The sequence below is a fragment of the Azospirillum brasilense genome (assembly GCF_022023855.1).
Classification (GTDB): Bacteria; Pseudomonadota; Alphaproteobacteria; order Azospirillales; family Azospirillaceae; genus Azospirillum; species Azospirillum brasilense_F.
Genome location: NZ_CP059449.1, coordinates 1682519 through 1708885, shown reverse-complemented (window position 1 = coordinate 1708885; position 26367 = coordinate 1682519). Strand labels below are relative to the sequence as shown.

At 68.1% G+C, this 26367-nt stretch carries 26 protein-coding genes; 9 read left to right on the top strand and 17 right to left on the bottom strand.

The genetic code is table 11. The features are described 5' to 3' along the window. The first annotated feature begins 21 nt into the window (after positions 1 to 21). From H1Q64_RS08100 to H1Q64_RS08085, 4 genes are all read left to right on the top strand, one after another. A complete protein-coding gene (locus tag H1Q64_RS08100) occupies positions 22 to 414 on the top strand; it encodes an NADH:ubiquinone oxidoreductase subunit NDUFA12 (RefSeq protein ID WP_145674412.1) in 393 nt (130 codons plus the stop codon). A gap of 30 nt (positions 415 to 444) precedes the next feature. Continuing rightward, entirely contained in the window at positions 445 to 930 is a 486-nt protein-coding gene (gene mlaD, locus H1Q64_RS08095) for an outer membrane lipid asymmetry maintenance protein MlaD (RefSeq protein WP_109067801.1), read from the top strand. Positions 931 to 1084: 154 nt separating this feature from the next. After that, positions 1085 to 1354 (top strand): hypothetical protein, encoded by a 270-nt coding sequence (locus H1Q64_RS08090; RefSeq protein ID WP_014241152.1) that lies wholly within the window; start codon positions 1085 to 1087, stop codon positions 1352 to 1354. Positions 1355 to 1459: 105 nt separating this feature from the next. Then, entirely contained in the window at positions 1460 to 1918 is a 459-nt protein-coding gene (locus H1Q64_RS08085) for a DUF2155 domain-containing protein (RefSeq protein WP_237903107.1), read from the top strand. 21 nt (positions 1919 to 1939) lie between these two features. Here the strand turns inward: H1Q64_RS08085 and aat are convergent, their stop codons facing one another. Beyond that, positions 1940 to 2581, bottom strand: coding sequence for a leucyl/phenylalanyl-tRNA--protein transferase (aat, locus tag H1Q64_RS08080; RefSeq protein ID WP_237903106.1), 642 nt, complete (start codon positions 2579 to 2581; stop codon positions 1940 to 1942). Positions 2582 to 2706: 125 nt separating this feature from the next. On the opposite strand from aat, the gene H1Q64_RS08075 reads away from it, so the two are divergent. Next, positions 2707 to 3360 carry a ribonuclease T2 gene (locus tag H1Q64_RS08075; protein ID WP_237903105.1) on the top strand — a complete coding sequence of 218 codons (654 nt, stop codon included), beginning with the start codon at positions 2707 to 2709 and terminating at the stop codon, positions 3358 to 3360. 284 nt (positions 3361 to 3644) lie between these two features. Here the strand turns inward: H1Q64_RS08075 and accC are convergent, their stop codons facing one another. The 5 genes from accC to H1Q64_RS08050 form a co-directional block, all read right to left on the bottom strand. Further along, the gene (accC, locus tag H1Q64_RS08070) at positions 3645 to 4988 is read right to left on the bottom strand and encodes an acetyl-CoA carboxylase biotin carboxylase subunit (RefSeq protein WP_237903104.1); all 1344 of its coding nucleotides are present in this window, start codon (positions 4986 to 4988) and stop codon (positions 3645 to 3647) included. Positions 4989 to 5008: 20 nt separating this feature from the next. Then, entirely contained in the window at positions 5009 to 5458 is a 450-nt protein-coding gene (accB, locus tag H1Q64_RS08065) for an acetyl-CoA carboxylase biotin carboxyl carrier protein (RefSeq protein ID WP_237903103.1), read from the bottom strand. Between the two features lie 23 nt (positions 5459 to 5481). Further along, on the bottom strand, positions 5482 to 5931 hold the full coding sequence (gene aroQ, locus H1Q64_RS08060; RefSeq protein WP_014241158.1) for a type II 3-dehydroquinate dehydratase: 450 nt from the start codon (positions 5929 to 5931) through the stop codon (positions 5482 to 5484). Between the two features lie 125 nt (positions 5932 to 6056). Continuing rightward, positions 6057 to 6794 carry a transporter substrate-binding domain-containing protein gene (locus H1Q64_RS08055; protein ID WP_237903102.1) on the bottom strand — a complete coding sequence of 246 codons (738 nt, stop codon included), beginning with the start codon at positions 6792 to 6794 and terminating at the stop codon, positions 6057 to 6059. A gap of 63 nt (positions 6795 to 6857) precedes the next feature. Continuing rightward, positions 6858 to 8321: a dynamin family protein gene (locus tag H1Q64_RS08050; RefSeq protein ID WP_237903101.1), complete on the bottom strand. Its 1464-nt coding sequence runs from the start codon at positions 8319 to 8321 to the stop codon at positions 6858 to 6860. A gap of 184 nt (positions 8322 to 8505) precedes the next feature. Between H1Q64_RS08050 and H1Q64_RS08045 the strand changes: the two genes are divergently transcribed. Next, positions 8506 to 9057: a hypothetical protein gene (locus tag H1Q64_RS08045; RefSeq protein WP_237903100.1), complete on the top strand. Its 552-nt coding sequence runs from the start codon at positions 8506 to 8508 to the stop codon at positions 9055 to 9057. Between the two features lie 194 nt (positions 9058 to 9251). On the opposite strand, the gene H1Q64_RS08040 is transcribed toward H1Q64_RS08045, so the two are convergent. Together H1Q64_RS08040 and H1Q64_RS08035 are read right to left on the bottom strand one after the other, a co-directional pair. Next, complete coding sequence (locus tag H1Q64_RS08040) at positions 9252 to 9593, bottom strand: hypothetical protein (RefSeq protein WP_237903099.1); 342 nt, start codon at positions 9591 to 9593, stop codon at positions 9252 to 9254. A 90-nt stretch (positions 9594 to 9683) separates the two neighbouring features. After that, positions 9684 to 12122 (bottom strand): methyl-accepting chemotaxis protein, encoded by a 2439-nt coding sequence (locus H1Q64_RS08035; protein ID WP_237903098.1) that lies wholly within the window; start codon positions 12120 to 12122, stop codon positions 9684 to 9686. Between the two features lie 491 nt (positions 12123 to 12613). Here H1Q64_RS08035 and H1Q64_RS34100 point away from each other — a divergent pair, with 491 nt between their 5' ends. After that, the gene (locus H1Q64_RS34100) at positions 12614 to 13360 is read left to right on the top strand and encodes a helix-turn-helix domain-containing protein (RefSeq protein WP_419468803.1); all 747 of its coding nucleotides are present in this window, start codon (positions 12614 to 12616) and stop codon (positions 13358 to 13360) included. Between the two features lie 69 nt (positions 13361 to 13429). On the opposite strand, the gene H1Q64_RS08025 is transcribed toward H1Q64_RS34100, so the two are convergent. Next, positions 13430 to 14605, bottom strand: a complete 1176-nt coding sequence (locus H1Q64_RS08025; protein WP_237903097.1) for a hypothetical protein — start codon at positions 14603 to 14605, stop codon at positions 13430 to 13432. Positions 14606 to 14775: 170 nt separating this feature from the next. Then, positions 14776 to 15372: a DUF882 domain-containing protein gene (locus H1Q64_RS08020; RefSeq protein ID WP_237903096.1), complete on the bottom strand. Its 597-nt coding sequence runs from the start codon at positions 15370 to 15372 to the stop codon at positions 14776 to 14778. A 332-nt stretch (positions 15373 to 15704) separates the two neighbouring features. Between H1Q64_RS08020 and H1Q64_RS08015 the strand changes: the two genes are divergently transcribed. After that, positions 15705 to 16937, top strand: a complete 1233-nt coding sequence (locus H1Q64_RS08015; protein WP_237903095.1) for a L,D-transpeptidase family protein — start codon at positions 15705 to 15707, stop codon at positions 16935 to 16937. 81 nt (positions 16938 to 17018) lie between these two features. Here the strand turns inward: H1Q64_RS08015 and H1Q64_RS08010 are convergent, their stop codons facing one another. Both H1Q64_RS08010 and H1Q64_RS08005 read right to left on the bottom strand, forming a co-directional pair. Continuing rightward, entirely contained in the window at positions 17019 to 17603 is a 585-nt protein-coding gene (locus H1Q64_RS08010) for an HPF/RaiA family ribosome-associated protein (RefSeq protein ID WP_237903094.1), read from the bottom strand. 47 nt (positions 17604 to 17650) lie between these two features. Further along, positions 17651 to 17944 (bottom strand): DUF2934 domain-containing protein, encoded by a 294-nt coding sequence (locus H1Q64_RS08005; protein WP_237903093.1) that lies wholly within the window; start codon positions 17942 to 17944, stop codon positions 17651 to 17653. Between the two features lie 320 nt (positions 17945 to 18264). Between H1Q64_RS08005 and H1Q64_RS08000 the strand changes: the two genes are divergently transcribed. After that, positions 18265 to 19494 carry a polysaccharide deacetylase family protein gene (locus H1Q64_RS08000; RefSeq protein WP_237903092.1) on the top strand — a complete coding sequence of 410 codons (1230 nt, stop codon included), beginning with the start codon at positions 18265 to 18267 and terminating at the stop codon, positions 19492 to 19494. A 30-nt stretch (positions 19495 to 19524) separates the two neighbouring features. Here H1Q64_RS08000 and H1Q64_RS07995 read toward each other — a convergent pair whose 3' ends face one another. From H1Q64_RS07995 to treZ, 5 genes are all read right to left on the bottom strand, one after another. Continuing rightward, positions 19525 to 19890, bottom strand: coding sequence for a hypothetical protein (locus H1Q64_RS07995; protein WP_237903091.1), 366 nt, complete (start codon positions 19888 to 19890; stop codon positions 19525 to 19527). A gap of 103 nt (positions 19891 to 19993) precedes the next feature. After that, positions 19994 to 20215, bottom strand: coding sequence for a hypothetical protein (locus H1Q64_RS07990; protein ID WP_237903090.1), 222 nt, complete (start codon positions 20213 to 20215; stop codon positions 19994 to 19996). Between the two features lie 625 nt (positions 20216 to 20840). Continuing rightward, the gene (locus tag H1Q64_RS07985) at positions 20841 to 22007 is read right to left on the bottom strand and encodes a PAS domain-containing sensor histidine kinase (RefSeq protein WP_237903089.1); all 1167 of its coding nucleotides are present in this window, start codon (positions 22005 to 22007) and stop codon (positions 20841 to 20843) included. A 261-nt stretch (positions 22008 to 22268) separates the two neighbouring features. Then, a complete protein-coding gene (locus H1Q64_RS07980) occupies positions 22269 to 24329 on the bottom strand; it encodes an amylo-alpha-1,6-glucosidase (protein WP_237903088.1) in 2061 nt (686 codons plus the stop codon). Then, positions 24322 to 26295, bottom strand: a complete 1974-nt coding sequence (gene treZ, locus H1Q64_RS07975) for a malto-oligosyltrehalose trehalohydrolase (RefSeq protein WP_237903087.1) — start codon at positions 26293 to 26295, stop codon at positions 24322 to 24324. Before treZ ends, H1Q64_RS07980 begins: the two co-directional genes overlap by 8 nt. Positions 26296 to 26367: the final 72 nt, after the last annotated feature.

Below are 26367 nucleotides of genomic sequence, written 5' to 3'. Positions count from 1 at the left end.
GCTTACCGACCGCGAGCGACGATGAGCGAGAAGATCTCCCTGATCACCTGGATGGCGAACATCCACATCCGGTTTGTCACCTGGCGCCGGGGCAACAAGGTCGGCACCGACCGCTTCGGCAACACCTATTACCGTTGCCCCAGCGCCATCGCCGGCGTGAAGGAACGCCGCTGGGTGATCTATGCCGGCGAGCCGGATGCCTCCAAGGTGCCGCCGGAATGGCATTCCTGGCTGCACCACACCACCAAGGAGCCACTGCCGGAAGGCAACAGCGCCTTCCACAAGCCGTGGCAGAAGGAACATCTCCCGAACCTGTCCGGCTCGCTCCAGGCCTACCGGCCGCCCGGGCACCAGTATGCGGGCGGGCAGCGCGTGCGCGCCACCGGCGATTACGAACCCTGGACTCCGGGCTGAGACGCCCGCGCGGTCCCTTAGGAATCCCTCATGCGCCGCAATGTGATTGAAACCGTGCTCGGCGGGGTCGTCCTCGCCGTGGCCGGCTTTTTTCTGGCTTTCGCCTACACCAGCGCCGATTTGCGCAAGGTGAACGGCTATGCCCTCACCGCCAATTTCACCAGCATCTCCGGCCTGCAGAGCGGTGCGGACGTGCGGATCAGCGGCGTGAAGGTTGGGTCGGTCACCGAACTGACGCTCGACCCGAAGAGCTATCAGGCGGTCGTGCACATGTCGATCCACCCGGACATCAAGCTGCCCAAGGACACCGCGGCGGTCATCGCCTCGGAGAGCCTGCTGGGCGGCAAGTTCCTGTCGCTGGAGCCGGGTGGCGAAGAGGACATGCTCAAGCCGGAGGGCCGCGTCGAGTACACGCAGAGCACCCCCGGCATCGAGCAGCTCCTGGGCCAGGTCATCTTCTCGCTGCAGAACATGAGCAAGCCCGGCCAGGAGGGCGGCGAGCCGCCCAAGCTGTAAACGCCGCGCAATGACACGACGAACGAAGGGGCCTCGCGGCCCCTTTTTTCGTTTGGCGCATCCACTTTTTCCCAACCCCTTCGGAACAGCCGCGGCCACGCTGCCGTTTCCTTGCCCAGACCCAACACGGCACACTCATCAAAGGAGATCAGCGATGAAAGCCCGTTTTCTGGTTCTCGGCCTCGCCCTGCTCGCCGCCGCCTGCGGCGTGAACACCGAGGAGAAGGCCGCCAGCGGCGCTCTGGGCGGGGCTGCGGCGGGTGCCGTGATCGGCGGGCCGGTCGGCGCGGTGGTCGGTGGCGCCGCGGGCGCCGCGGGCGGCACCGCCACCCAGAAGGTCGAGGAAAAGGAGGGCACCGCCGGTCCGTCCACCACCAACGCCCCCTATGGCGGCACCCGTCCCAGCGGCAGCATCACCCAGTAAAGCTGGCCCAACAAAGCTGGCACGGAGTAGACGGGGAGACGCTTCCGGGCTAGAAGGCTGTCGGGTTTCGGCCCACGCCGTTCGACATCACGGAAGCGATCCCCAGTGACGACGATCCCAGTGACGACGACTCCGAGAAGCCTCACCGGCCCGATCGGTGGCAAACGCGTTCGCGGCGCGGCCCTGGCGGCCGCGCTGCTCTGCCTTCCGGTCCTGGGCCTGACCGGCCCGGCCAGCGCCGCTCCGGTGCCGGAAGAGATGGTCAGCCGCCCCGCCGCCAAGCTGCAGGGGCTCGACAAGATCACCGCCCGCACCTCCACCTTCACCATCTCGGTCGGCGAGACCAAGGCGCTCGGCAGCCTGCGCATCACCCTGCGCGCGTGCAAGGAGAACCCGCCGATCGAGCCGCCGGAGACTGCGGCCTTCCTCGAAGTGATCGAAAACAAGCCCGGCGAGCAGGCGGAGCCGGTGTTCAGCGGCTGGATGTTCGCCTCCAGCCCCGCCCTGTCGGCGATGGAGCACCCGATCTACGACGTCTGGGTCCTGTCCTGCGAGGGCGACTGAGTCCGGCCCAGCGCCCCGCCCTCAGCCCTCCGGGCCGAACAACGCCGTAATGGCCGCCTCCTGGTCGACGCCACCGAAGTCCGTCGGCACCGCCAGGGCGGCCGCCAGCCGGCGGCGGTACTCGGCGCGCGGGATCTCCATGGCGCCGAACTGGCTCAGATGCTCGGTCACGAATTGCGCGTCCAGCAGCGTGTAACCCGCCGCCCGCAGCCGGGCGACCAGATGCACCAACGCCACCTTGCTGGCGTCGGTGACGCGGCTGAACATGCTTTCTCCGAAGAAGGCGCCGCCCAAAGCGACGCCGTAGAGACCGCCGACGAGTTGGCCGCCGCTCCAGCATTCCACGCTGTGGGCGCAGCCGCGCTCGTGCAGTTCGGTGTAGAGCCGCAGGATGTCGCCGTTGATCCAGGTCTTCGGACGGTCCGGCGTCGGCTCCGCGCAGGCTTCGATCACCGCGCGGAAGGCCGTGTCGAAGCGCAGCACGAACGGGCCGCGCCGCACGGTCTTGCGCAGCTTGCGCGGGACGTGGAAGCCCTCCAGCGGCAGGACGCCCCGCCGCTCCGGATCGAACCAGTACAGCTCCTCGGAGTCGGCGTTCTCCGCCATCGGGAAAATGCCGGCGGCGTAGGCGCGCAGAAGCAGCGATGCGGACAGTTCGATCATCGCGGACACTATAGCCGTTTGCCCCCTCGCCCCCGCAACGTTATCTCAGCGCACCACTTCCGCGCGACAGGTGGCTCCCACCATGGTATGCAACGGAAAGAGGTGTTCATCGCAGGAGTTCCAACATGAAGACGGTTTTGTCAGCCATCACCGTATCGATGGTTGCGTTTCTCTCGATGACCGGCGCGTCATGGGCGCAGCGCAAGGCGGAGCCCGGCACCTTCGATTACTATGTGCTCAGCCTGTCCTGGTCGCCCACCCACTGCGCCAAGAATCAGGGTGACGCCGATCCCGACCAGTGCGGGGTGGAGCGCAAATTCGGCTTCATCGTCCACGGCCTGTGGCCGCAATACAGCAACGGCGGCTACCCGGCCACCTGCACCCGCGATCGCACGGTTCCCCGCACCGTGGTTGACGCCACCATGCCGGTGATGCCCAGCGTCGGGCTGATCGTGCACCAATGGACGAAGCACGGCACCTGCAGCGGCCTGCCCGTCACCGACTATTTCGCGCAGGTCCGCAAGGCCTTCGCCAAGGTGAAGATCCCCGAGGCGCTTCAGGCCCCGAAGTTCGACCTGTCGATCCCGGCGACCCAGGTGGAGCGCCTGTTCGTTCAGGCCAACCCGGGGCTGGAGCCGGAGTCGGTGGCGCTGATCTGCTCCAAGCGCGATGTGGCCGAGGTGCGGCTGTGCCTGAACAAGGACCTGTCCTTCATGCCCTGCAGCGCCAAGGTGGTTGACCGCTGCCGCCGCGACGCCCTGCTGACCGCGACGCCGTGACGGCGTGTCGGATTCTCGCGGGCAACAGGGTCTTCACGGATTGCGCGGATTTAGGCACGGATTCCACGGATTTCTTTGGGCTTGCTCAGCGCACGCTGATCGAACAGGCCCGCACGGGGCACGAATATAAAAATCTGTGAAATCCGTGCCAACGTCCGTGAAATTCGTGAAGACCCTGTTGTCATCCGAGAACCCCGCACCCGCAAGAATGAAAAGAGCCCTTCCTCCCCATCGGGAAGAAGGGCTCTTTTCATTGAACCGTTTGGCGAACCGCCCGGCGAACCTTACTTCTTCATGCCCATCAGCTGTTCGAGCCAGTGGATGTCGTAGTTGCCGTCGATGAAGGCCTGCTGCGCGATGATGCGCTGGTGCAGGGGCAGCGTGGTGTCGACACCGCCGATCACATACTCCTCGATCGTCCGGCGCAGCCGCATCAGGCACTCGTTGCGGGTGGTGCCGTGGACGACCAGCTTGGCGATCAGGCTGTCGTAGTGCGGCGGGATGCGGTAGCCGTCGTAGAGCGCCGAGTCGACGCGCACGCCCAGGCCGCCCGGCGCGTGGTAGCCGTCGATCTTCCCCGGCGACGGGATGAAGGTCTCCGGATGCTCCGCGTTCACGCGGCACTCGATCGAATGGCCCTGGAACCGGATGTCCGCCTGGCCGTAGCCGAGCGGGGCGCCGGTCGCCACGCGGATCTGCTCGCGCACCAGATCGATGCCGGTGATCATCTCGGTGATCGTGTGCTCGACCTGCAGGCGGGTGTTCATCTCGATGAAGTAGAACTGCCCGTCCTCGAACAGGAACTCCATCGTGCCGACGCCGCGGTAGCCGATGGCCGCCGCCGTCCTGGCCGCCAGATCGCCGATGAAGGCGCGCTGCTCGGCGTTCAGGGCCGGCGACGGGGCCTCCTCGATGACCTTCTGGTGGCGGCGCTGCACGGAGCAGTCGCGCTCGCCGAAATGCACGCAGTTGCCGTGCTCGTCGCCGAGAAGCTGGATCTCGATGTGCCGGGGCCGGCCGAGATACTTCTCGATGTAGACTTCGTCGTTGCCGAAGGCGGCGCGCGCCTCGCCACGGGCGAGCTGGTAGGCTTCCTTGAGCTGGTCGGGGTTGCGGGCGACCTTCATGCCCTTGCCGCCGCCGCCCGCCGCCGCTTTGATGAGGATCGGATAGCCGGTCTCGCGGCCGATCTTCTCCGCCTCCTCCAGCGTCGGCACCGGGCCGTCGGAGCCGGGGACCACGGGCAGCCCCTGCTCCATGACCGTCTTCTTCGCGGTGACCTTGTCGCCCATGATGCGGATGTGCTCCGCGGTCGGGCCGATGAAGGTGAAGCCGTGCTCCTCCACCATCTCCGCGAACTGGGCGTTCTCCGACAGGAAGCCGATGCCGGGATGGATCGCGTCCGCCCCGGTGATCGACGCCGCCGACAGGATCGCCGGAATGTTCAGGTAGCTTTCACGGGCCGACGCGGGGCCGATGCACACGCTCTCGTCCGCGAGGCGGACGTGCATGGCGTCGGCGTCGGCGGTGGAATGCACCGCCACGGTCTGGATTCCCATCTCACGGCAGGCGCGGTGGATGCGCAGAGCAATCTCACCGCGGTTCGCGATCAGGACCTTCTCGAACATCGCCAAGGGATGATCCCCGCTCACTCGATGATCATAAGGACTTCGCCGAACTCCACCGGCTGGCTGTCGGAGACCAGGACCTCGACAACCGTGCCGCCCCGCGGGGCCTTGATGGGGTTCATGACCTTCATCGCCTCGATGATGAGGACGGTCTGGCCGGCCTTCACCGTGTCGCCGACGCGAACGAAGGGCGTGCCGCCCGGCTCGGCCGCGGCGTAGGCCGTGCCGACCATCGGCGAGGTGACGGCGCCGGGATGGCTGGCGGGCTTGCCCGCCGGGGCGGCGGCCGCAGCCGCAACGGGGGTAGGAGCGGCGACCGGAGCGTGCACGGCCACCGCATGGGCGGCCGTCGGGCGGGTGACGCGGATCCGCTTCTCGCCCTCGGCAAACTCGATCTCGCTCAAGCCCGTCTCACGCAGGAGATCCGCGAGCTTGCGGACCAGATCGCCGTCGATGTCGAAGCTTGCCATGGTGTTCGTTTTTCCCGTGTTCCTTAGTCGCGCTCGAGGATATTCGCCATGGCGTCCAGCGCCAGCAGATACCCGTGAGGGCCGAAGCCGCAGATCATCCCCTTGGCCACCGCGGAAATGTGCGAGTGGTGGCGGATGGCCTCACGCTTGTAGATGTTGGAGAGATGCACCTCGACGATCGGCAGCTCGGACAGGATCAGCGCGTCCATGATGGCGACGGAGGTGTGGCTGTAGGCGCCGGCGTTGATGACGATGCCGTCATGCTCCGTCCGCGCCTGCTGAATCCAGGAAACGAGTTCGCCCTCGTGGTTCGACTGCCGGAAGTCGATGGCCAGCCCGAGCTGTTCGGCGCGTTCCTGGCACGCGCCTTCCAGATCGTCGAGCGTCATGGAGCCATAAATGTGCGGTTCGCGCACGCCCAGCATATTCAGGTTCGGTCCGTTCAGGACCAGAACGGAAGCGTCGATGGCCACGGGCCACGCCCCTTTTCCAAGATCGAGTCCGCGCGTTTATAGCACTTTGCGTCGCGCTGGCAATGCCGCATGGCGCAATCGTTACGCCCATTCGGCGTGTTCTGCCCCCTTCGGCGCCAAACGCCTCACGGCGCGGCGGACAGATGGCGGCGCAACATCTCCTCGAAGGCTCCACCGTCCTTCAGTTTCTTCAATCCGGCGTTGAAGGCGGCCAGGATCGCCGCCGCCTCCGGCAGCGAGCGGGAGAGAAACAGGTGCTGCCCGGCACGGGCGTAGGGCAAGGGGGCGACGCGGATCTCGTCCCCCGCCATCGCCTTCGCCACCGCGCTCCGCCCCTGTGAACTCGTCGACGACGAAGGCGTCCACCCGGCCCGAGGCGACCATCCGCACGCAGGTCGGCAGATCCGCCGGGCCCTCCCGCGTGAGCGCGCCCGCCGCGGCCAGCTCCGCCAGTTCCGCCGGCAAGGCATAGCCGACCGGAGCGCAGACCGCCCGTCCCCGGAAATCCTCCGGCGTCCGGAACTCCATGCCGCTGGGGCGGACAGGTAGACGAGTTGCTGCACCTCCAGAAGCGGGTCGGAGAACAGCATCTCCATCTCCCGGTCCGGCGTGCGGACGTAGGGAAAGGTGCCCAGGAACTTGCCCGCCAGCACGCCGTCGTAGCCGCGGCGCCAGGGCATGAAGCGCACGCCATAACGCAACCCGACCTCGTCGAAGGCGCGGCGCACGATGTCGGTCAGCAGGCCGCCCTCCGGAAGATCTTCTCCGGTGAAGGGGGCGAAGTCGTTGCCGGTGACCAGGTCCAGGGCCGAGTCGAGCGGGGCCGCCCGGACGGGACCGATGGCCGCCAGCAGCAGGAGCATGGCCAGAAGACACCGCCGCCCCGCCATCGCCTATCCTCTACCCCCTCTCCTACAGACGTCCGCTCATTCCGCCGGGGCGCGGTTGCGCCGCCCGGCGGGGTCGGTGAACAGGTCGTTGATGCGCTGGACATGCTCCGCCACCGCCTCGCGGATGGAGAAGATGCGCTTCTCGGCGCCGCCGCTCCAGCCCACCGGCTTCTTGCGGAAGATCGAGCGGAAGAAGCGGGTGTTGCGCAGGAAGCCCTGCTGCAGGTTGAGGTCCACGTCGCCGTAGCGCTCCGGCAGGCTGCGGGCGACCCGGCGGCCCATGAAGGAGCGCAGCCAGAAATGGCCGGCGCCGAACAGACCGGCCAGGACCACCAGCGCCACCAGCACCCCGATCGGCAGGCCGCCGGTCCAGGCCGGCTGCGACTGGGTCAGCCAAGTGAGGAAGGCCGACACCGTGTCGCCGCCGGCGAGGCTGGCGATCCCGCCGAACAGCAGGGCGAGCAGGGCCAGCCACACCGCGTCGCCGATCAGCACCAGCTTGCGCCAGCGCTTCATCGCCGCGGTGAGCTGCGGGACGATCTCGCCCTTCAGCTCCTTCACGAGGCTGTCGATCATACCGACGATGCGGTAGGCGCGGGCGACTTCCACCTCGTTGATGCGCACCTGGAGTTCGGCGAGGTCGGAGTCGCGCCGCGCCTCGTAGCGGGCGCGCACCGCGTCGTCGGCGATGGCGACCGCCGACTTGCTGTCGTAGAGCGCGTAGAAGCGGCCCGAGACCAGACCGGCCTGGGCGATGGCGCGCTGCCACGCGCCGAACACCGCCTCCAGATTGTCTTCCTTCGCCGTGGTGTCGATCTGGTTCAGGATGTAGCAGACCTTGCGCGCGTCGGCGCGGTCCACCGTCTTCGCCACCAGATGCTTCAGCGTGTCCTGCATCGCCCCCGGCTCCGGGTGGCGCCCGTCGAAGAAGACCAGCACGAGGTCGGACAGCTCGACGATGTGGTCGACCAGCCGCAGGACCGAGCGGCGCTGGTCGTCGGCGTCGAAGCCCGGCGAGTCGATGAAGATCTTGCCGCGCGCCCGATCGCCGGACAGCGTCTTGAGCTGCAGGTAGTTGTCGATGCGCTTGCCCTCGCCCGCCGCGACCTTCTCGATCTCGTCGGCGATCCGGTAGAAGGGGAAGCGCGGGTCGGCGTTCAGCGCGGTGCCCGGCAGGGCCTCCCGCCGGGTTTCCGGCCCGTGGCAGATCACCGTGAACTTGTCGTCCACCGCCTGGTTGCCGGTGTTCTGCAGCGGCGCGCCGAGATAGCCATTGAGGAAGGTGGACTTGCCCGCCGAGAAGGTGCCCAGCACCGCGATCATCGGCCACCAGGGAATGCGCGTGGTCAGCGACTCGTGCGGCCCCAGCAGGCCCAGCCGGACCAGGACCCGGTCGAAATTGCGGAAGGTCGGGATGACCGGGAGGAGGTTCGGGTTTTCCGCGCGGAGATGCGCGTCCAGGGCGGCGAGGCGCTGCTGGAGGGCTTGCCTGGGGGTCATGGCCGGCCGGGTCCCGTCTGCTGTGAAATGGGTGACGTGTCGTGTCGGGGGCATTCTCTAGCACGAGGCGCCGTTGCGATGGACAGCGAAATCGCCGTGACCGGACACGCCGTGACGGCGCCGGCGCCTGTGACCTTCTTTGGTTGCATGGATCGGAAAGGGGGCCTGGAACGTTGCTTTCGGCATGACTGCCGAAAACGACCCCAGCACCGATTCCCTGCGCCTGACCGCGGAGGAACTCGCCTTCCTTCTCAGCGATCCGCAGAGCCGCGCGGACCGGGAGGAACGCAACGCCCGCGCCAACCGGAACCGCACCGAACGGCGGCGCAGCGATCCCGCCTATGCGGAGCGGCTGCGCAACGAGGACCGCTTGCGCCAGCGGCGGCACCGCGCCAAGGCGGCCATCGGCCGGCCCGAGCGTGAAGCGGAGCCGCCCGTCGCCCTGCCCGCCCTGTCGGCGACGGACGCCCTGCGCCGCCTGGAAGCCCATCTGGAGGAGGCCGCCACTGCGCAGGCGGCCCAGCTGCGCCGCCGTCCGGAAGCCTTGCGGCGCTATGCCGCGGCGTTCGAACTGTACCGCGCCCTGTCGGACCGCGGGGAGCGCCCGACGCGCGGCGCTCTCGCCGCCGCCTTCGCCACGAGGCTTGGCCTCACCCTCACCCCATCGCAGATCCAGAAGCTGCGCGATCAGGTGGAAGGGTTTGCCCGTCCGGGCGGCCCCTGGCACGCCGGCTGACCAGCGGGGCGGAAAGGCCGATACAGCGCGTCACGCAGACGGGTCGATGCGGCCTCTGTTCGGCTCGCAAACGGTCGTTAACTCGTTATTAACTATGAATTAAGGGGCCGTTAAGCCTTTCCGAGGGCTCCGCCGGGCATCGGAAACCACATCGCCGCGCTGCGTGACAGACTGTATCGGGCTTTGCCGCCGCCCTACAGGTCGGTCGGCGCGTTCGGCACCGGGGGTTCGGGCTTCGGCGGCGCTGGCTCGCCCGGTGCCGGATTGAGTGGTGACGGACGGGAGCGGTCGAGCCGTCGGATGACGATGTCGCCTTCCGGCGTGACTTCGGGGGGAGCGAACATCGGCACCTGCCGCACCCACCCCTCCAGCGCCTTCATCAGCAGTTCCACCCCTTGGCGGGCCTGTTCGCCCGGCGTGGAGGGCGCGCCGGGTGGGGGCGGCGTGTCGGCGGCCCCCACCGGCCCCGCCCACAGGGCGCCGGCAAGGACCAGGGGCACCATGATTTTCACGGAGTTGAGGCGGCGCGCGGTCATGGGTTCGTCACTCCCGGTTGGTGTGATGGCCTTCCCTGACAAACGTCCGCGCCGCCTTTTCCATCGCACGCTTTTTTCAGCGCGACCTGGTCAGAACTCCTTCCAATCGTCCTCGTCGGCGGAGGCGCGCTGCAGGGTCGCCGCGGCCGCCTTGCCCGCCGTCGCCGAACGGGCCGTAGCCGCCGCCTTGCGAGCCACCGGCTTGGCGGGGGCCGGCTTGGTCGGGGCGATGCTGCGCCGCAGAGCCGGAGCCCCGCCGCCTTGATGACCGGCGGGAGCCGCCATGAAGGCCGCGGCGTCCAGCTTGAAGAAGCTGACCAGCGACCGCAGGTCCGTTGCCTGGTTGGCGAGCGACTGTGCGGCGGCAGTGGTTTCCTCGACGAGGGCTGCGTTCTTCTGGGTCATCTCGTCCATCTGCGAGACGGTGGCGTTGATCTCGTCGAGCGCCGCCGCCTGTTCCGAAGACGCCGAGGCCATCTCGGCGATCAGCCCGGCGACCTGCTGGACGCCCGACACGATGCCCTCCAGCGCGTCACCGGCCTTCTTGACCAGCTCCACCCCGTCCTTCACCTGGCTGTCGCTGTCGAGGATCAGCCCCTTGATCTCCTTGGACGCCTGGGCGGAGCGCTGGGCGAGGTTGCGCACCTCCTGGGCCACCACGGCGAAGCCACGGCCCGCGTCGCCGGCCCGCGCCGCCTCCACCGCCGCGTTCAGCGCCAGCAGGTTGGTCTGGAAGGCGATCTCGTCGATCACCCCGATGATGTCGGTGATCTTGCGGCTCGACGCCTCGATGCGCTTCATCGCGTCGATGGCCGAGTCCGCCACCGTGCCACCCGACTCCGCGGCGGTGCGGGCGTCGGCGGCCATGCCGTTGGCGCGCTGGGCGTTGTCGGCGTTGGAGCGCACTGTGGCGCCCAGCTCCTCCATGCTCGCCGCCGTCTCCTCCAGCGAGGAGGCCTGCTGCTCCGTCCGCTCCGCGAGGTCGCTCGACCCCAGCGAGACCTCGGACGCGGCGCCGGAGATCGCGTCGGTGGCGCGCAGGATCTGGCCGACGATCTCCGACAGCTTGGCGGAGGTGGTGTTGACGTCGGTCTTCAGCGTCTGGAAGGCGCCCTGGTAATCGCGCTCCACCCGCTTGTTGAGGTCGCCCTGGGCAAGCGCGCTGAGCACCGCGCCGAGGTCGGCGATGACCGCCTCCACCGTGTCGGTCAGGCGGTTGATGCCCTCCGACATCGTCCGATAGAAGCCGTCCTTGCCGGTCAGATCGAGTCGGCGCGACAGGTCGCCCTTCGACACGCCGTCGATCAGCGCGGCGATCTCCTCGCCGATCGCCGTCTCGCGGGCGCGCTGCGCCTCGTCGGCGCGGCGCTCGGCCTCCAGACGCTCGCGCTCGGCCTCGTCCATCGCCTTCTTCTGGATGGCGTTGTCCTTGAACACCTGCACCGCCTGGGCCATCCGCCCGATCTCGTCGCGGTTGGCCAGCGCCGGGATGGTCACCGTCAGGTCGCCGTCGGCGAGGTTGGTCATCGTCTCGGTCATCGACACGACCGGCTTCACGATGGACCGCGCCACCGCCCAGGCCAGCAGCAGGCCGAACAGGAAGGCGCCGGCCGCGATCGTCATGTTGGCCGACAGGGTGCGGTCCATGCTGCCGGTGGTTTCGGCCAGCACAGCGTCGCGGTCCTTGCCTTCGATCGCGACGGTGCGGTCGGACAGTTCGGCGAACTCGACGCCGCGCGCGCCCATCACGTCGACCAGCCGGGTGTTTTCCAGCATGACGGCGGCGGTTTCGCGGAACAGCGAGACATAGCGGTCGGCCAGCTGGTCGGCGGCCAGCGCCGCGGCCCGGCGCGCCGGGTTGTTCAGCCGCTCCGTCGCCCGGCGGATGGCCTCGCCGAAGGCGTCGTCGCGGGCCGACACCTCGGTGATGATCGACTCGTTCGGGCTGGTGAAGAAGCGCGACGCGGCCAGCCGCGCCATCAGCAGCTGCTCCTGCGCGAGGGCGGCGTTGGCCGCCGCCTCGTGCTCGCCGTCGGCGATCAGGGTGGAGACGAGCTGCGACACGGTCTCGCGCGCCTTCTCCCCCGCCGGGACGAGCTGCTCGGCGTAAAGGCGGTCGCGGCGCAGGCGAAGCTCCGCCAGCGTGTTGAAGTCGGTCACGTAGTTGGCGAAGACCTGGTTCATCCGCTCCAGCAGGGCGCGGCGCTCACCGGTCGTTCCATCCAGTGCACCCCGCAGGTCCTTCACGAGGGTCGCCTGGACGGCACGCACCTGGTCCGCCACCTTCGGGTCGCCGAACGTGTTGAAGGTCAAGGCGAGGCGGCGCATCTGGGCGACCTGCGCGTCGATGGAGCTGACCTGGATCGAGTGGTTGCTCACCGCCGCATAGGACTCGAAGCCGTCCCGCGCCACCCCGAGGCCTCTCACGCCGATCGCGACGACCACCGCCAGCAGCAGCAGAACCACGAGGAAACCGAAGTAAATGCGGGTTCCAACCTTGAAGCGCCCCGCCAGACTGCTTGTCTGCATCGACCTGATCCTTTGATTGCGATCCGGCGGCGCAGGGGAGCGTCGCCGCCAACCATCGCCGCCCACCGGCACCCCCGCCCCGATGCTGCCGGACCGGCGCTGCCTGTGGCGCGAACTCTATCCCATGCGACCTATCCGAATTTGATTATCAAAGTGTTTCCACACCAAGCCGCGGGCTCAGAATCACCACAATTCGACATGTTCAGCACGCACACCGCGCCGTTTCTCTTCGTTTGTTTCCCAATCCTCACGCCGGACCGGCACCGCAACCGGCACGCGCGATGCTGGCATACCCCCGCAATCAGTGTTTTCAGCATCCCGCCGCAACAAGGGCTCCAGAGAGTCCATATGCCATAATGCCTGTCCAAGTCATGGCATCGGCGCAGTAATCTCGGAGATTCCGCTTGCCTGCTGGAAAGTTCTGTGCAAACAATCCAAGCGACATTCTCAAATCCTACATATTTATTCGCAAGCATTGGAGTTCCGGGTCCATGAGCGAACTTGCGGCACGCAAAAGAGGGCGACGCGGGTCGCCCGAATCCTGGTCGGTCGACGCTCATGTCGGGCAGCGCGTGCGCATGCGCCGCACCTTGCTGGGTATGAGTCAGGAGAAGCTGGGCGAAGCCATCGGCCTGACGTTTCAGCAGGTCCAGAAATATGAGCGGGGCTCCAACCGCATTTCCGCCGGAACGCTTTATCGCCTGGGACAGGTACTCGACGTTCCCGTCAGTTTTTTCTTCGATTGTTACGACGACCCGCAGGTCCCGGTCGGAAAAACGCCCGCAGCGGACAACGCCCGGATCAGCGACAGTTCGATCAGTCGCCGCGAGGCGCGCATGCTTCGCTTGTGGCGGGCGGCACCGGAGGGCGTGGGCGACGAGCTTCTCTCGCTGCTAAGTTCCCTGTCCCCCCATCTGCATGACGCACGCGAGGACGAGCATGACGGGCCACCCGAAGCCGCGTCCTCGGCCGCCATACCGGCAAAGGCTTTCCCGCGCGAGGCGATCATGCTGACGGCTCCGGCGGCGGCGAAGGCGGTGCCGGCGGTGCCGGCGGTGCCGGCGGTGCCGGCGGTGCCAGCCGGCAAGATGGTCCTGAAGGCCACCGTCAAGCCCCGCGCCAAGGCCGAGACGACGACCGGTGGCAAGCGGCGCCGTCACGGCGCCGTCTGGGACCCGGCGGACATCTACCGCGCTGGAAAGGCGCCCACCGGCAAACCCAGCAAGGCGTCCACCTGACGGCGGAACGACAACGGGGCGGCGCCATCGGACACCACCCCGCTGCCGGAAAACTCCAGGACGTCAGAATCAGAAACGCAGGATCGCCGCGGTCGAGGCACCGGACGGCAGTTCCGCCTTGGTCACCACATGCACCTCTCCGCCGCGCAGCAGCGTTTCCGTGGCGGCCTCCTCGACGAGGTCGATAGCGCCATCCGTCTCGTGATGCAACGGGAAGGCCCGGTGATAGTCCTCCCGGAAATGGCCCCAGACCTTGTCGTTCTCAGCCACCAGAAGGACCCCGACCCGCCCTTCGCGCGCCGCCACCATCACGTCCTCGGCCCGCGTCGTCGTACGCTCCGCCGTGTTGCGGTCGCCGTAGAGGGCGTTGAACCGTTCCACCGCCGTCCGCCGCGTCGATTCGAACATTGGCCGGACCACCGCATAGGCGCGTCGATGCAGGTCGTCGATCTCCAGGGCATCGGGGTTCGTCACGACCCCCTCTTCCAGCATCCCCTGAAGATGCGCATCCCTGCGCAGATGCCCCTGGATTTCCTCGTCGGCCACCAGCACCAGCGGACCACGGAACGGTTTCAGGTGATCGCGCGCGCGGCCGGCCACCCGCCCGAGATACTCGATGAGATGGGCCTTGCGCAGTTCCTCGGGGTCTTCGCCGAAGTTGTGCGTCTTGACCATCGACACGCCGCCGCGGTCCGTGCGGTCGGCATGGCGGGCCGGCGGGGCCGAATGCAGGTTGTTCTCGTAATTGGTTTCGGCATGGATTTCCGCGACGCCCTGCGGCAGATCGGCATCCTCCTCCGCGATGCCGTGGCGCGTGGCGCAGAACAGGCGGGCCCGCCCAGCGGTGACGGCCAGGATCATGAAGGCCCCGTCGTCCGCCAGCAGCGGCAGCAGGGGCCGCAGCGTGAAGCGGGAGTTGACGACCACCTCCTCCGGCAGTTCAACGGGCACGCGGTGGATGGCCGACACGCCCTTGGCCAGGAAGATGGCCAGGCCACGGTCCATGTGGCGCCAGAACTCGTTCTGCTCCAGCAGGTCGGACGCCGGTTTCAGGAAGGCTTCGGCGTCGGGCCGGCGCAGGCCGTGCTTTTCGCACAGCTGGTCCTGGGCCTTGGCAAGCAGGTTGCGCAGCCGGATCACGTCTTGGCGGATGTCGCGCCCGGCGATGTGGGTGGGCAGGAAGATGGACACCGCCGGGGCGGCATCGACGGTCAGGAGTCGTTCCAGGTCGTGTTTGCAGAACATCGCCTTCGTCGCCCTCCGTGTTGCTCGTTCGGGGAATTCCGATTGGAGCAACCGGCGCGTCGGGCCATGGTTCCGGGGTGCCTACCGACTGGGCAGGCGCCCGGAACAGGGCGTACGGCAACTCAGCCTATGACGCCCGCGGCGATGCGTCATCCACATGGGCCTGCAGGTCACCAGGTGCGGACCGGCCCGGTGTCGATGTGCACGAAGCCGTTGCGCGGGTAGTAGCCGACGCCGCCGGCCTCCATGCCGCGGGCCGCGGTGGCGATGGCCTTCAACTCGACATCCGGCAGCATCACGTCGATGGCCATGCCGCGGGTGTGGTAGCTTTCCTTCGCCACCCCGCGCGAGCGGCGGCGGGCCATGGCGTTGGTGCGGCGCGACCGGTAGCCGCAGATGACCCGGAAGGGCTCGTCGCTGTCCAGCGTGTGGTGCAGGCGGGCCAGGACGTCGAACAGGCGCGGATCGTATCGACCGACCTGCTTGGCCCGATGATCGCGCAGCAACACGTCCAGCTTCTTCAGCGCGTCCGGTCGATAGGCGCCGTCGGCCCAATAGACTCCGCTGAACTGCTCGTTGGTGTTGATGTTGTGCAGGGCCAGTCGGCGGACGCCGCCGGCCAGGGGTGCCGCAAGGGCCGGCCCGGCGGGCACCAGGACCGGAACGGCCAAGGCGGTCAGGGTCGCGGCGGCGAAGGTCAGAAACCCACGGCGGCCAGTCTCGCGCCCATTCATCGGCGCGGCACGGTCGTCACTCCCCAAAAGCATCACTCCCTATGCATTTTGGTGATCGGGCCGCACCGTTCCAGCGCCGGACGGCCCCCTAGGGATTGTTCGAATAGGACCAAAATATTGTGGTCATAGCGAACGACTATTCCCTATAGGCTAGGGCTTGACCGGGATCAACCCGAAAATGGCCCGAATCGGTCACAAATCGGCCTCCGGCGCCCCCACGCGCAATGGTTGCCCCCTGGCCGGAGGCCGTACGCCGATTTCCCGACCCCTGGAACGCGCGTCCCCGCCTCGCCGGACGGGGCTTCACGTACTACATTCGATAGAAAGGACGGGGGATCGGACCACCTGTCAGCCGAGGACGGATCATGCACACATCCCAGACGCCTACCGACCAACGACGCCGCCCGGCGCCGGTCCTGGCCGCGCTGACGCTGGCGCTGTCCGTGATCGCTGGCACGGCCGCCACGCCGACCACCGCCGAGGCGGCCCCCTACCGCGACACGCTGACCGGCTGGGCCGACCGGCTGGACGCCGCCGCCATGGTGCTGGAGGCGGAGCCGGAGCGTCCCATCACCCGAATCGGGTCCGGACCGCTTCTCAAGAGGGGCAGCAGCGGCGAGCGCGTGGAGCGGCTGACGCAGCGTTTGGCCGAACTGGGTTTCCTCGACCGGCTGCGCCAGGGCGATCTGTACGACGAGGATGTGGACACCGCGGTGCGCGCCTTCCAGTTCAGCCAGCGCATGAAGGTCGACGGGCTGGTCGGCGGCGGCACGCGGGTGGCGCTGGATCGCAGCCCGCAGGAGGCCGCCGCCCAGATGCGGCGCAGCGCCCTGTCCATGCGCGCCTTCCGCGACACCGCGCCGGAGACCGTGATCCTGGTGAACCTGCCCAGCCAGACCACCACGCTGGTCCGTGACGGGGAGGAGGCGCTGACCATGCGCTCGATCGTCGGACGCCCGTCGCGCGAGACGCCGCTGCTCCAGGACCAGATCACCCACGTCATCGTCAACCCGACCTGGACCGTGCCGCCGACCGTCCTGAAGGAGGACAAGCTGCCCCTGCTGCGGGCCAAGGGCACGCCGGGCATCGCCAACGCGGTGGTCTATCTGGACGGCGCCCCGGTCGAGCCGGGCGTCGTGGACTGGCGCAACGTCTCGCCGCGCCGCGTGCGGATCGTCCAGCAGCCGGGCGATCACAACGCGCTGGGCCGGTACCGGTTCAACATGACCAATCCCTACAACATCTATCTGCACGGCACCAACGAGCCGCGGCTGTTCGACCGCGAGATCCGCACCGTCAGCTCCGGTTGCGTCCGCCTGGAGGACGCGCGCGGCATGGCCGAGGCGCTTCTGGCGACCGAGCATGTCTCGACCGCGCGGCTCGACCGCATGCTGGACCGGCAGGAGCCGCAGTGGATCAAGCTTACCCAGCCGGTGCCGGTGCGCTTCGTCTACTGGACCGCGACGGTGGACGACCGCGATGCCGTCCGCCTGCACCCGGACATCTACGACCTGAACGAGGATCCCGTCCCTACGGCCGCGCCGGACCCGACCGGTCCGACCTCGGCCGATCCGATGCCCCCGGCCCAGAGAGCCTGAATTCAAGGAAGTCCGTTCCAAGAGTTCCAAGAAAAACCATTCCAAGAAAAAAACCCCCGCCGATTGGCGGGGGCTTTCTCGTCAGGTGGCCCGCAATTCGGTGTCGGACCCGGACGCCCGCCAGACCTTGGAGGCGGTCGGGCCGGTGTCGCCCGCGGTTTCCACATACTTCACCGGGTCGCCGGTCTTGAGCTGGTCCATGTCGACGTTCAGGCAGCTGTTCCGGTGGAAATAGAGCTGCGTCCCGGTGTTGGTCGTGATGAAGCCGTGATCCTCGGTCGGGTTGAGCTGCGAGACCCGGCCCGGCTGTTCCGGATCATGGACCTTCACGTCGCGGCGCATCTTGTCCTTGTATTCCTTCAACTGCCGCTCCGCGGCTTCGAAGGCGTCGCGGATCGAGGTGCGGGCGTCGGGGTTGGCGTAGCGCTCCTTCGCCTTGTTCGGCTTGCGGCTGACCACGATGTCCTGGCCCGGCACCATCAGCTCGATGTGGACGTCGAAGACGTTGCCGGTCTTGTGCTGGCGATGCTGGGCTTCCACGGCGACCCGCATGCCGACCAGCCGGTCGAACAGCTTTTCCGTCTTCTCCGCCCGTTCGCGGATGTAGGCCTCCAACTCCGGCTGGGAGTCCATATTGTGGAAGGCGATTTCCAGGTTCGTGTCCATGGGGGTCCTCTCTAAGCACGACGTGAGGAAAGCGGTGGGAGCCGCCGTCAGGAGTCGCGGGCCTGGCCGGGAATGCGGAATTCCTCGCCCTGGTCGGCGATGCCGGGCATCTCACCCTGGCTTTCCATGCTCAGCACGGGTTCGACCGGCTCGATCCGCTCCGCGGTGTCGTCGGGACCGCGCGCCGGATTCGGGCGCAGGGTGTCCCGGTAATTGTCCTCGATGGCGATTTCCTCGCTCGCCAGTTTCCAATGGTCTTCGGCGCGATCCTCCGGACGGCCTTCACGCTCCCAGATCTGGTGAGCGCGCGCTCTGATCCGGCTTTCCAAATCATCCGCCATCCGGGCTGCCTCCTTTCCGTTCTTGTTCCGCGCCGCCCGCACCCTGCTGCGGGATAGGGCTTTGGGCCGGGCGCGCTCCCCGTCAACCGCGCCGGAACACCGAAGGTTCCTCCCGAAGGGATGATCGGAGCGGGCGAACCAATGGAGGCCGCGCCGTTTGAATTAATCCCGAAGGGGTGGTATTCGACGACGGCGATGATCCGGAGGAGAAACGTGTGAATCGGCCTGAACACGGACGCTCCCTCACGTCCTCCCTCCTCACGGGCATGCGCCGTTTCCGCTCCTCCCTGTTCGCGTTGCCGCTGGCCGCGGGAGTGCTGATGGCGCTCCCGGCTGGCGCCGCCCGCGCCGCCGATGGACCATCGCTGCTGCAACTCGGTCTCTTCCAAAGGGAAGGGGATGCTTGGTGGGCGTGGGACAGCCTGCGCCGCCGCTCGCCCGATCTGGCGGACGGCCTCAGCCCGGCGGTCGTTTCGCTCGACGCGCGGCGCCAGGGCGAGGGCGTCGCCCTGCGGGCCACCGCCCCGGTGGGGCTGGACGTGACGGCGCTGTGCCGCCGCATGCTCGGCGCCGGGTTCGGCTGCCTCGTCCTTGACGCACCCCCGTCCGCGCCTCCCCCCGCGCCTCCCCTGCCCGCGCCGCCTCAGGCATCGCCCCAAGCACCGGAGACCAGACCGCCCACCGACAGCGCGCAACTCCCCCCGCCCCGCCCCGGCGGGGACGGCAAGGCCGACGGCGCGATCACCTACCCCCCGGAAGCCGCCCGGACCATGGCCGCCATCGAGAAGTCGGTGCGCCGCAAGGGCCGGCTGGGCGCGGTGATTCCCGACACGGCGCTCGACGTCATGCCGGCGACGCTGAAGGAGGAGGGCTGGAACCTGTGCGCCCTCACCTTCGACGACGGGCCGCACCGGGTGGTCACCCGCCAGATCCTGGACGTGCTGAACCGCGAAAAGATCCCCGCGACCTATTTTCCGGTCGCCAGCGTCGCCGAGAACCAGGGCGAGGTGATCCGCGACTTCATCGCCGCCGGGCACGAGATCGGCAACCACAGCCTGACGCACGCCGACCTGCGCGCCATGGACCCCGAGGCGCAGCGCCACGAGATCGCCGAGGCCAACCGCATCCTGCGCGGATTCGGCGCCAACCCGGTGCTGTTCCGGCCGCCCTATGGGCGCTACACGCCGGACCTTCTGGCCATCGCCCGCGAGGAAAGCATGAGCCCGGTCCTGTGGACGGTGGACACCCGTGACTGGCAGGTCCGCGACCCCGATCGCATCGTGCAGCATGTGAAGACCGAGGCGGGAACCGGCAGCGTGCTGCTGCTGCACTCCACCTACCCGTCCACCCTCAACGCCCTGCCCCGCGTGATCGCCGCGATGCGCGCGAAGGGCTGCGAGTTCGTCACCCTGTCGGAATGGATCGAGCGGATGCACCAGATCGCCACGCCGGCCACGGCCATGGCCCCGACCCTGGTGAACGGCGGGGCGAACACCGCTGTCAAGGCCGTAGGGAAAGCCGGCGACGCGACGCTCCGCACCGCCAACTGAACGGCGGTCGCCCGGTCGAGACCGTGCCCCTTACTTTCCGGTCTTCTGCTTGCGGATCTGCAGGTACTTGCGGATGGTCGCCTCAACCTCCGGCGGCAGCATGTTCCAGGCACCGGACACCGATCCGCCCTTGACCTCCTCGATGGTCACGGTGGCGGCGAAGCTGAATTTGCCATAGGTGTCGTCGACCCGCAGCGTGATGCGCGCGGTCTGGCTGGGGATCAGGGACCCGTCGAAGCCGGTCGCCACGAAGCCTTTGTGGCTGACCCCGGCCAAGGGAAAGCTCTTGCCGTCGAACTCGATCACGTTCGACGGGCTCGCGGACGCGTTGGGGCGGCGCGGCGCCGCCTTCTTCTCGTCCTTGACGGTCACCTTCAGAAAATCGAACAACCCCATGCACAGGCCCCCGCCGAACAGCGCCGTTCATCGCCACGGCGTCATCACTTTATGCGCGGACTTACAAAAGGGGGCAACCGTGATTTCCCCGACTAATGGCGTTTCAACCTTGCGGCGAAGCCGTCCTCCCACGGCGATCCGATCCGGCCGCCAGCGCTTCCTGAGCCCGCCGGACACACAGCAGGGCAAAGGGAAGCAAGACCACCAGCACCGCCGCCATGCCCACCGCCACCGCCAGCACCCCGGCCATGTCGGCCCCGCCCAAATGAGCGGCAAGCGTCAGCAGGAGATGGAGGATCAACGCGGACAGCATCACCGCCGTCAAGGCCGGACCGGCAAATCCTTGCACGCGTCGGCACCGTGGCTCACCGGTCGCCGCGCGCCACGACCATCGCGGACGCGCCGCCGGGCAAGACGTCCCATAGACATCCAGCATGGGCACCCCTCCCGTCATCACTCATCCATAGCCGGTTGATTTGGAGCAATACGGCAGGATGAGGCGCGACCACTATAGCGGCAAAAACGCGCGAAGCCTAAAATCTGAAGTACTTATTCTGATTGGACGGGCCTCACGCCAAAGGTTATGGGCCGGGGGCTGGCGTCCTCACCTCCCGCTTAGGCTCTCCACAGAGTCTGTGGATAACTGTGTTGACAAGGGCCGGCTTTTCCCGATTCGAGTCAAGCGCGACAAGGCCATAGCGCGAATTGCCCAAATTTTGGGCATGTCACACAAACCATTGAAATGCATTGCCTTTCCAGAATTGAGGGGGTGTTGCAGCGCTCACGCCTGTCAATCGGATTCTGATGCCGGACTCCCGGCGCGGCGATTTCGCGCGGGTCTGTGCCCTGTTGACAACTGAATGTCCGAATCCCCCGCATGGGGCACCCCGATCCCACCACCCCTCCTCCGGCCGATGGCGTTGGTTTGCCCAGCCATCCGTTCGCTGGTGTTACAATCCGGCGTTTCCTCCCGGAGTCAGGGTCACCGTGACCGCGGTTCCGCCGCCCGGCTTGCTGAAAACACGGATGCCGCCGCCCATGCGCTCGATCAGAGCCTTGCAGATCAGCAGGCCGAGGCCGCTCCCCACCTCCCCGTCGGCACCGGGCGCGGTGTGGTGCGGATCGATGCGGAACAGATGGGGCTGAAGTTCCTCCGGAATGCCCAGCCCGTTGTCCTGGACCCGCACGGTCACCCGTCCGTCCGCCAGGGTGGACGACAGCATGACCATGCTTCCCGAGGGCGAGAAGCGCACCGCGTTCTCGATCAGATGCTTCAGCACCGTGTTCAGCGCGGACAGGTCGCCCAGCACCGGGGTGGCGACGATGCGGTTGACGATCAGGATGTCGCGCGCGCGCGCGCGCGGCTCCAGATCCTCCAGCACGTCCTGGAGCAGGCCGCCCAGCTCATAGACGCGCAGTTCGAGCGGCACCTGATTCAGCTGCAGGCGGGACCACAGCGACAGGTTCTCGATGGTCCGCATCATCTGCCGCCCGGCGTCGCTGCACAGCGCCGCGTAAGCCCCCAGATGCGCGGTCCCCGGGGTGGGGCTGCCGCCCGCCGGATCGGGCAACGCCACGTCGGAGGAGATCATCTGGGTGGCGCCGAGGATGGCGCTCAGCGGGTCCTTCAGCTCCTGGCAGATCTGCCCCAGAAAGCGGTTCATGCGCGCGACCGCGTCCGCCAATTGATCCACCCGCAGGGCGCGCTGCGCCTCCTCTTCGAAACGGCGGGTGATGTCGGTCACGAAGATGCAGAAGCCCGGCGCCGTCCCACCATCTTCGCCGTCCAGCCGCGAGTCGTTGAAGATCACGCGGAGCGGCGTCCCATCGGAGCGTGTCAGGGTGACGTCGTAGCTGCGGTGCGGGGTCAGGTCACGGATGGCCGCCTGCCGCTCCAGAACGCCTCGGCTTTCCTCGGCCACATAGGCCAGCAGGTGGGTCCCGACCAGTTCCCCGGCCCGATAGCCAAGCAACGCACACAGCGCCGGGTTGACTGCGACAGTGATCAACTCGCCATCCAACACCCAGCAGCCCTGCGCGCTCTGATCCAGAATTCGCCGGCTCAAGGCGTCCCAATCGACCACCGGGTGCTTTGCCTTCGACAGCAGTGCCAGCATGCCCCCTCCCGTCATCATCCTACGCGGGTGGTCACACGGCTGTGTGGGTTCGTGAATTTTCTTTCCATCCCGCCACGAATGATAAGCACGGGCGGCAGAAACCTTCAACAGAATGTGGGTTTCACCGATGTTATGGCGCCGTCATCGATTCACAATTTTCCGGAGTTGCAGTTTTCTTTTCAGTAACCGGGCAGGTTTTCAAACATCTCGCCTCAATTTCTTATGACGCTTTTCATAGGCGGTATGACGATCGCATCAGGATCATCGATCTTCCGCCGTTGCCGCCCAGCAGCGTAGAACCTCCGCCACGCTCCAGGCCTGCGAGATGCAGCCGCGCGGGCTGAAGGGCGGCTCGGCGTCGAAGATCTCCGAGATGGTGCCGATCCCCGCCTGATCGAGATGTGGCAGGAAGCCCTGGAGCAGCTCCCGCGCTCCCGCCTTGTCCTCCGGATGCAGCTTCAGCCACGCATCGACATAGGGACCGATCAGCCATCCCCAGACCGTGCCCTGGTGATAGGCGGCGTCGCGGGCGCGCAGATCGCCGAAGTATTTCGGCTTGTAGTCGCGCTGCCCCGGCGCCAGCGAGCGCAGCCCGACCGGGGTCAGCAGCCGCTGCCGCACCGTCTCCACCACAGGCTCCCAGCGGGCGCGGTCGAGCACCGGGTTGTCGAGCGAGACGGCGAAGATCTGGTTGGGCCGGCAGGCGTCGTCGTCCCCCCGCTCCCCGTCCACCACGTCGTAGAGGTGCCCGGCGTGGGCGCACCAGAAGCGCGTGTTGAAGGAAACGCGGGCCTGCTCCGCCAGCGCCTCCAGCGGGCGGGCGGCCTGGGCGTCCCCTTCCTCGGTCAGCCAGCCGGCGGTCAGGCACAGCGCGTTGTACCAGAGCGCGTTGATCTCCACCGCCTTGCCCCGGCGCGGCGTGACCACCCAGTCCTCGACCTTCGCGTCCATCCAGGTGAGCTGGTAGCCCTCCCGCCCCTGGCGCAGCAGCCCGTCGCCGGGGTCCACGGCGATGCCGAAGCGGGTGCCGCGCCGATGATGGTCGATCACCTCGACGAGCCGGGGCAGCAGCAATTGCAGCGTGTGCCGGTCCCCGGTCGCCTGGACGTAGCGGTTCAGCGCGTGGAAGAACCACAGGGTGGCGTCGGCGGTGTGGTACAGCCCCTCGTCCTTGCCGTCGGGGAACATGTTGGGAATCAGCCCGTCGCGGATGTAGTGCGCGAAGGTGCGCAGGATCCAGCCGGCCTCCATGTGGCGCCCGGTGGTCAGGGTCAGCCCCTCCAGGCTGATCATGGTGTCGCGGCCCCAGTCGGTGAACCAGTGGTAGCCGGCGATCACGGTGCGCACCTCGTCGCCCTCGGCGCGGGCGCGCATCTGGTCGGCGACGCGGCCCGCCGGCACGAACAGGAAGCTGTCCGCCGACAGCACAAGCTCCGCCATCGATCCTTCGCGCAGCGACGGATGGCCCGTCCCGACGATGCGCCGCCGCCGCTCCTTCTCGAAGCGCAGGACGTCGGCGGGCGGCAACGCCCACAGCCGCTGCCACGGCTCGGTCGCCGCGACGAAGCTCAGCGTCTGGCCCTGGCTGAGGGGACCGCTGAAATAGCCCGGCGTCCACAGCGAGCCGCGCGATTCATAGCCGCGCTCCGCCTCCACCGGATAGACAATGTCGCGCCGCGCCCCGCCGTCCAGGGTCAGGGGAAGCTCCGCCCCCTCGATGGTCATGCGCAGCACCGGCAGTTCCGGCCCGGCCCATATCTCGTACTCGTGGCCGCGGGCGGTGACGCGGTAGTCGCGGGCCAACGGCTCGTCCACCGCGGATTCCAGTTTGCGGAAGGCCATCACCGGGCGAAGCCGCAGGAAGATCGGCTGCGGCGCCTTGACCACCCGGTAGGTGACGTGGACGATGTTCTGCAGGTGCGGCAGCACGATCTGCTTCTCGATCACCACATCGCCGAATTCGTAGCGCCAGACCGGCAGCCCGGATTCCATGCGGAACTCGGCGAGGCCGGAGGGCGCGGCATCGGACGGATAGTTCGGATCGGGCCACTGGTCCGCCTGCGGGTTGTGGCCGGTCAGCCGCCGCTCGGTCCCGTCGCGCTCGATCAGCACGTCGTTGAGCTGGCTCAGCATCACCACCCGGCCCAGCGGCGCCGGCAAGGCCGCCACCAGCAGCCCGTGATAGCGCCGCGTCACCGCCCCCGACAGGGAGGAGGAGGCGTAGCCGCCCAGCCCGTTGGCGACCAGCCATTCGCGGGACAGCGCGGCGTCCGGCGTGGATCGCAGGGCGTCGCGGGTGATCTTGCGGATGAAATCAGCCATGGGTCTCCTGAGCGCTCGTGCCGTTGCCTTCGCCCCGTTCCTCGTCCGGAACAACGTCCGTGGCGGCTAGGACGACCGCCGCGTGGCCGGGAAGCCGCCAGCCACCGCCCGAGGCTTCCAGCGGGGCGATGCCGCAGCCGCCGTAGCGGGGGTCCTCGCTGGACCACAGGGGCGTCCAGTCCCTGCCAACCGGCGGCGCCAGCAGCGGTTCCGGCAGGATGTCCAGCCGCAGGTCGCGGCCCAGATTGACCAGCAGCAGCCGGTCGTCCCCCGCCCCGCCCTTCTTCGCGCCGAAGAAGCGCAGGACGAACGCCTCCTCCCCCAGCACGGCACCGTCCAGCCCGCCGTCGCCCTGGGCGCGGAACACCGGGTCCTCGCGGCGCAGACGCAGAAGGTCGCGGTGCAGCGCCCAGACCTCGGCGTGGGCCTCCCGTTCCGCGTGGTCGAGCTTGCAGCGCCGGAAGGTCTCCTCGTCCTGTGGGCGCGTCAGATGGGCGCGCATGGCGGGGGTGGCGAGGCTGGGAAACTGGGACAGGAACTCCGCCCGTCCCGTCTCCACCTTGGCGGCCAGATCGGGCTCGTGGTCGGCGAAGTAGTAGAAGGGGGCGCTGGCCGCGAACTCCTGCCCCTGGAACAGCATCGGCGTGCCGGGACCCAGCAGCGTCAGCGCGGTCAGCGCCCGGAAGCGCCCCGGCGTGGTCAGGGCGTGGATCCGCTGGCCGCGGCCCGAATTGGCGATCTGGTCGTGGTTCTGCAGGAAGGTGACGAAGGCCGGGCGCGGCAGCCCATGGGTGGGCGTCCCCCGCCGCTTGCCCTGCCAGCGGTACCATTGCCCCTGGTAGAGGAAGCCGTGCTTGACGGCCGACAGCAGTTCCTGCGGCGTGCCGCGGTAGTCGGTGTAGTAGGCCTCGTTCCTCCCGATCAGCGCGACCCGGGCCGTATGGTGGAAATCGTCGTTCCACAGGGCGTCCAGCCCGCAGCCGCCCCGCTCCACCGGTGTGGCCATGGCGGCCTGCTGGGATTCGTTCTCCCCGATCAGCAGAGTGCCGCGCCCGCGCGCCGCTTGGCGGACGGCCTGCCCGATCTCCTGGATGATGTGTGGGGTGGAGCGGTCGAAGATTTGCTGGGTGGCGTCCAGCCGCAGCCCGTCCAGATGATACTCGTCGATCCAGAAGGCGGCGTTCGCCCGGAAGAACTCCCGCACCGGGCCGCAGTTCGGGCCGTCGAAGTTGAGCGCGTCCCCCCACTCGTTCTTGTAGCGGGTGGTGAAGTAGTCCGGGGCGAAGCTGGACAGGAAATTCCCGCTGGGGCCGAGGTGGTTGTAGACCACGTCGAGGATCACAGCGAGGCCCAGCGCGTGGGCGCGGTCCACGAAGCGCCGCATGTCGTCCGGCCCGCCGTAGAGCCGGGTCGGGGCGAACAGGTCCACCCCGTCGTAGCCCCAGCCGAAGCGCCCCGGAAACTCGGCCACCGGCATCAGTTCGAGGACGGTCACCCCCAGTTCCGCCAGACTTGGCAGTTCGCGCGCCGCCGCCGCCCAGGTTCCCTCCGGCGTGAAGGTGCCGATGTGCATCTCATAAACCACCTGCCCGCGCAGGCCGCATCCCGCCCAGCCGGCGTCGGTCCAGGAGAAGGCGGAGGGGTCCACCACCTGCGAAGGCCCCTCCGGTCCGTCGGGCTGGAAGCGGGACGCCGGGTCGGGGAAGGCCGGGCCGTCGTCGAGCTGGAACCGGTAGAGGCTGCCCACCGGCACCTCTTCGACCATCGCGGAGAAATAGCCATCGCCCTCCGCGTCCAGCGCCACCGCGCGCTCCTCCGGCCCGACCAGCAGCCGGACGTTGCGGCAGGCGGGTGCCCAGACCCGCGCCAGCGCGCGATCGCCGGGCGCGGGTTCGACGCCTATGGGACACCGGCGGACGGCGAAGGCCGAACCGCCGGCGTGCGCTGCATCGGGAGGACTCGACACGGGACGTTCCACCGCACTGTTTCGACCACCGCCCCCAACAGGCGCCGACCGGCTTCGTCCCATGGGTGACGG

Bases quoted from the DNA above. Each gene is read 5' to 3' on its own strand.
- accB (WP_237903103.1), bottom strand. From the start codon at position 5,458: ATGGCAAGCTTCGACATCGACGGCGATCTGGTCCGCAAGCTCGCGGAT.
- H1Q64_RS08020 (WP_237903096.1), bottom strand. From the start codon at position 15,372: ATGCTTTTGGGGAGTGACGACCGTGCCGCGCCGATGAATGGGCGCGAG.
- H1Q64_RS07980 (WP_237903088.1), bottom strand. From the start codon at position 24,329: ATGGCTGATTTCATCCGCAAGATCACCCGCGACGCCCTGCGATCCACG.
- aat (WP_237903106.1), bottom strand. From the start codon at position 2,581: ATGATCGAACTGTCCGCATCGCTGCTTCTGCGCGCCTACGCCGCCGGC.
- H1Q64_RS08000 (WP_237903092.1), top strand. From the start codon at position 18,265: ATGGCGCTCCCGGCTGGCGCCGCCCGCGCCGCCGATGGACCATCGCTG.
- H1Q64_RS08010 (WP_237903094.1), bottom strand. From the start codon at position 17,603: ATGGACACGAACCTGGAAATCGCCTTCCACAATATGGACTCCCAGCCG.
- H1Q64_RS08035 (WP_237903098.1), bottom strand. From the start codon at position 12,122: ATGCAGACAAGCAGTCTGGCGGGGCGCTTCAAGGTTGGAACCCGCATT.
- H1Q64_RS08025 (WP_237903097.1), bottom strand. From the start codon at position 14,605: ATGTTCTGCAAACACGACCTGGAACGACTCCTGACCGTCGATGCCGCC.
- H1Q64_RS07985 (WP_237903089.1), bottom strand. From the start codon at position 22,007: ATGCTGGCACTGCTGTCGAAGGCAAAGCACCCGGTGGTCGATTGGGAC.
- H1Q64_RS08040 (WP_237903099.1), bottom strand. From the start codon at position 9,593: ATGACCGCGCGCCGCCTCAACTCCGTGAAAATCATGGTGCCCCTGGTC.
- H1Q64_RS08005 (WP_237903093.1), bottom strand. From the start codon at position 17,944: ATGGCGGATGATTTGGAAAGCCGGATCAGAGCGCGCGCTCACCAGATC.
- H1Q64_RS34100 (WP_419468803.1), top strand. From the start codon at position 12,614: ATGAGCGAACTTGCGGCACGCAAAAGAGGGCGACGCGGGTCGCCCGAA.
- H1Q64_RS08055 (WP_237903102.1), bottom strand. From the start codon at position 6,794: ATGCTCCTGCTGCTGGCGGCCATCGGTCCCGTCCGGGCGGCCCCGCTC.
- H1Q64_RS08045 (WP_237903100.1), top strand. From the start codon at position 8,506: ATGACTGCCGAAAACGACCCCAGCACCGATTCCCTGCGCCTGACCGCG.
- H1Q64_RS08090 (WP_014241152.1), top strand. From the start codon at position 1,085: ATGAAAGCCCGTTTTCTGGTTCTCGGCCTCGCCCTGCTCGCCGCCGCC.
- H1Q64_RS07995 (WP_237903091.1), bottom strand. From the start codon at position 19,890: ATGGGGTTGTTCGATTTTCTGAAGGTGACCGTCAAGGACGAGAAGAAG.
- accC (WP_237903104.1), bottom strand. From the start codon at position 4,988: ATGTTCGAGAAGGTCCTGATCGCGAACCGCGGTGAGATTGCTCTGCGC.
- H1Q64_RS08015 (WP_237903095.1), top strand. From the start codon at position 15,705: ATGCACACATCCCAGACGCCTACCGACCAACGACGCCGCCCGGCGCCG.
- H1Q64_RS08075 (WP_237903105.1), top strand. From the start codon at position 2,707: ATGAAGACGGTTTTGTCAGCCATCACCGTATCGATGGTTGCGTTTCTC.
- H1Q64_RS08050 (WP_237903101.1), bottom strand. From the start codon at position 8,321: ATGACCCCCAGGCAAGCCCTCCAGCAGCGCCTCGCCGCCCTGGACGCG.
- mlaD (WP_109067801.1), top strand. From the start codon at position 445: ATGCGCCGCAATGTGATTGAAACCGTGCTCGGCGGGGTCGTCCTCGCC.
- H1Q64_RS08100 (WP_145674412.1), top strand. From the start codon at position 22: ATGAGCGAGAAGATCTCCCTGATCACCTGGATGGCGAACATCCACATC.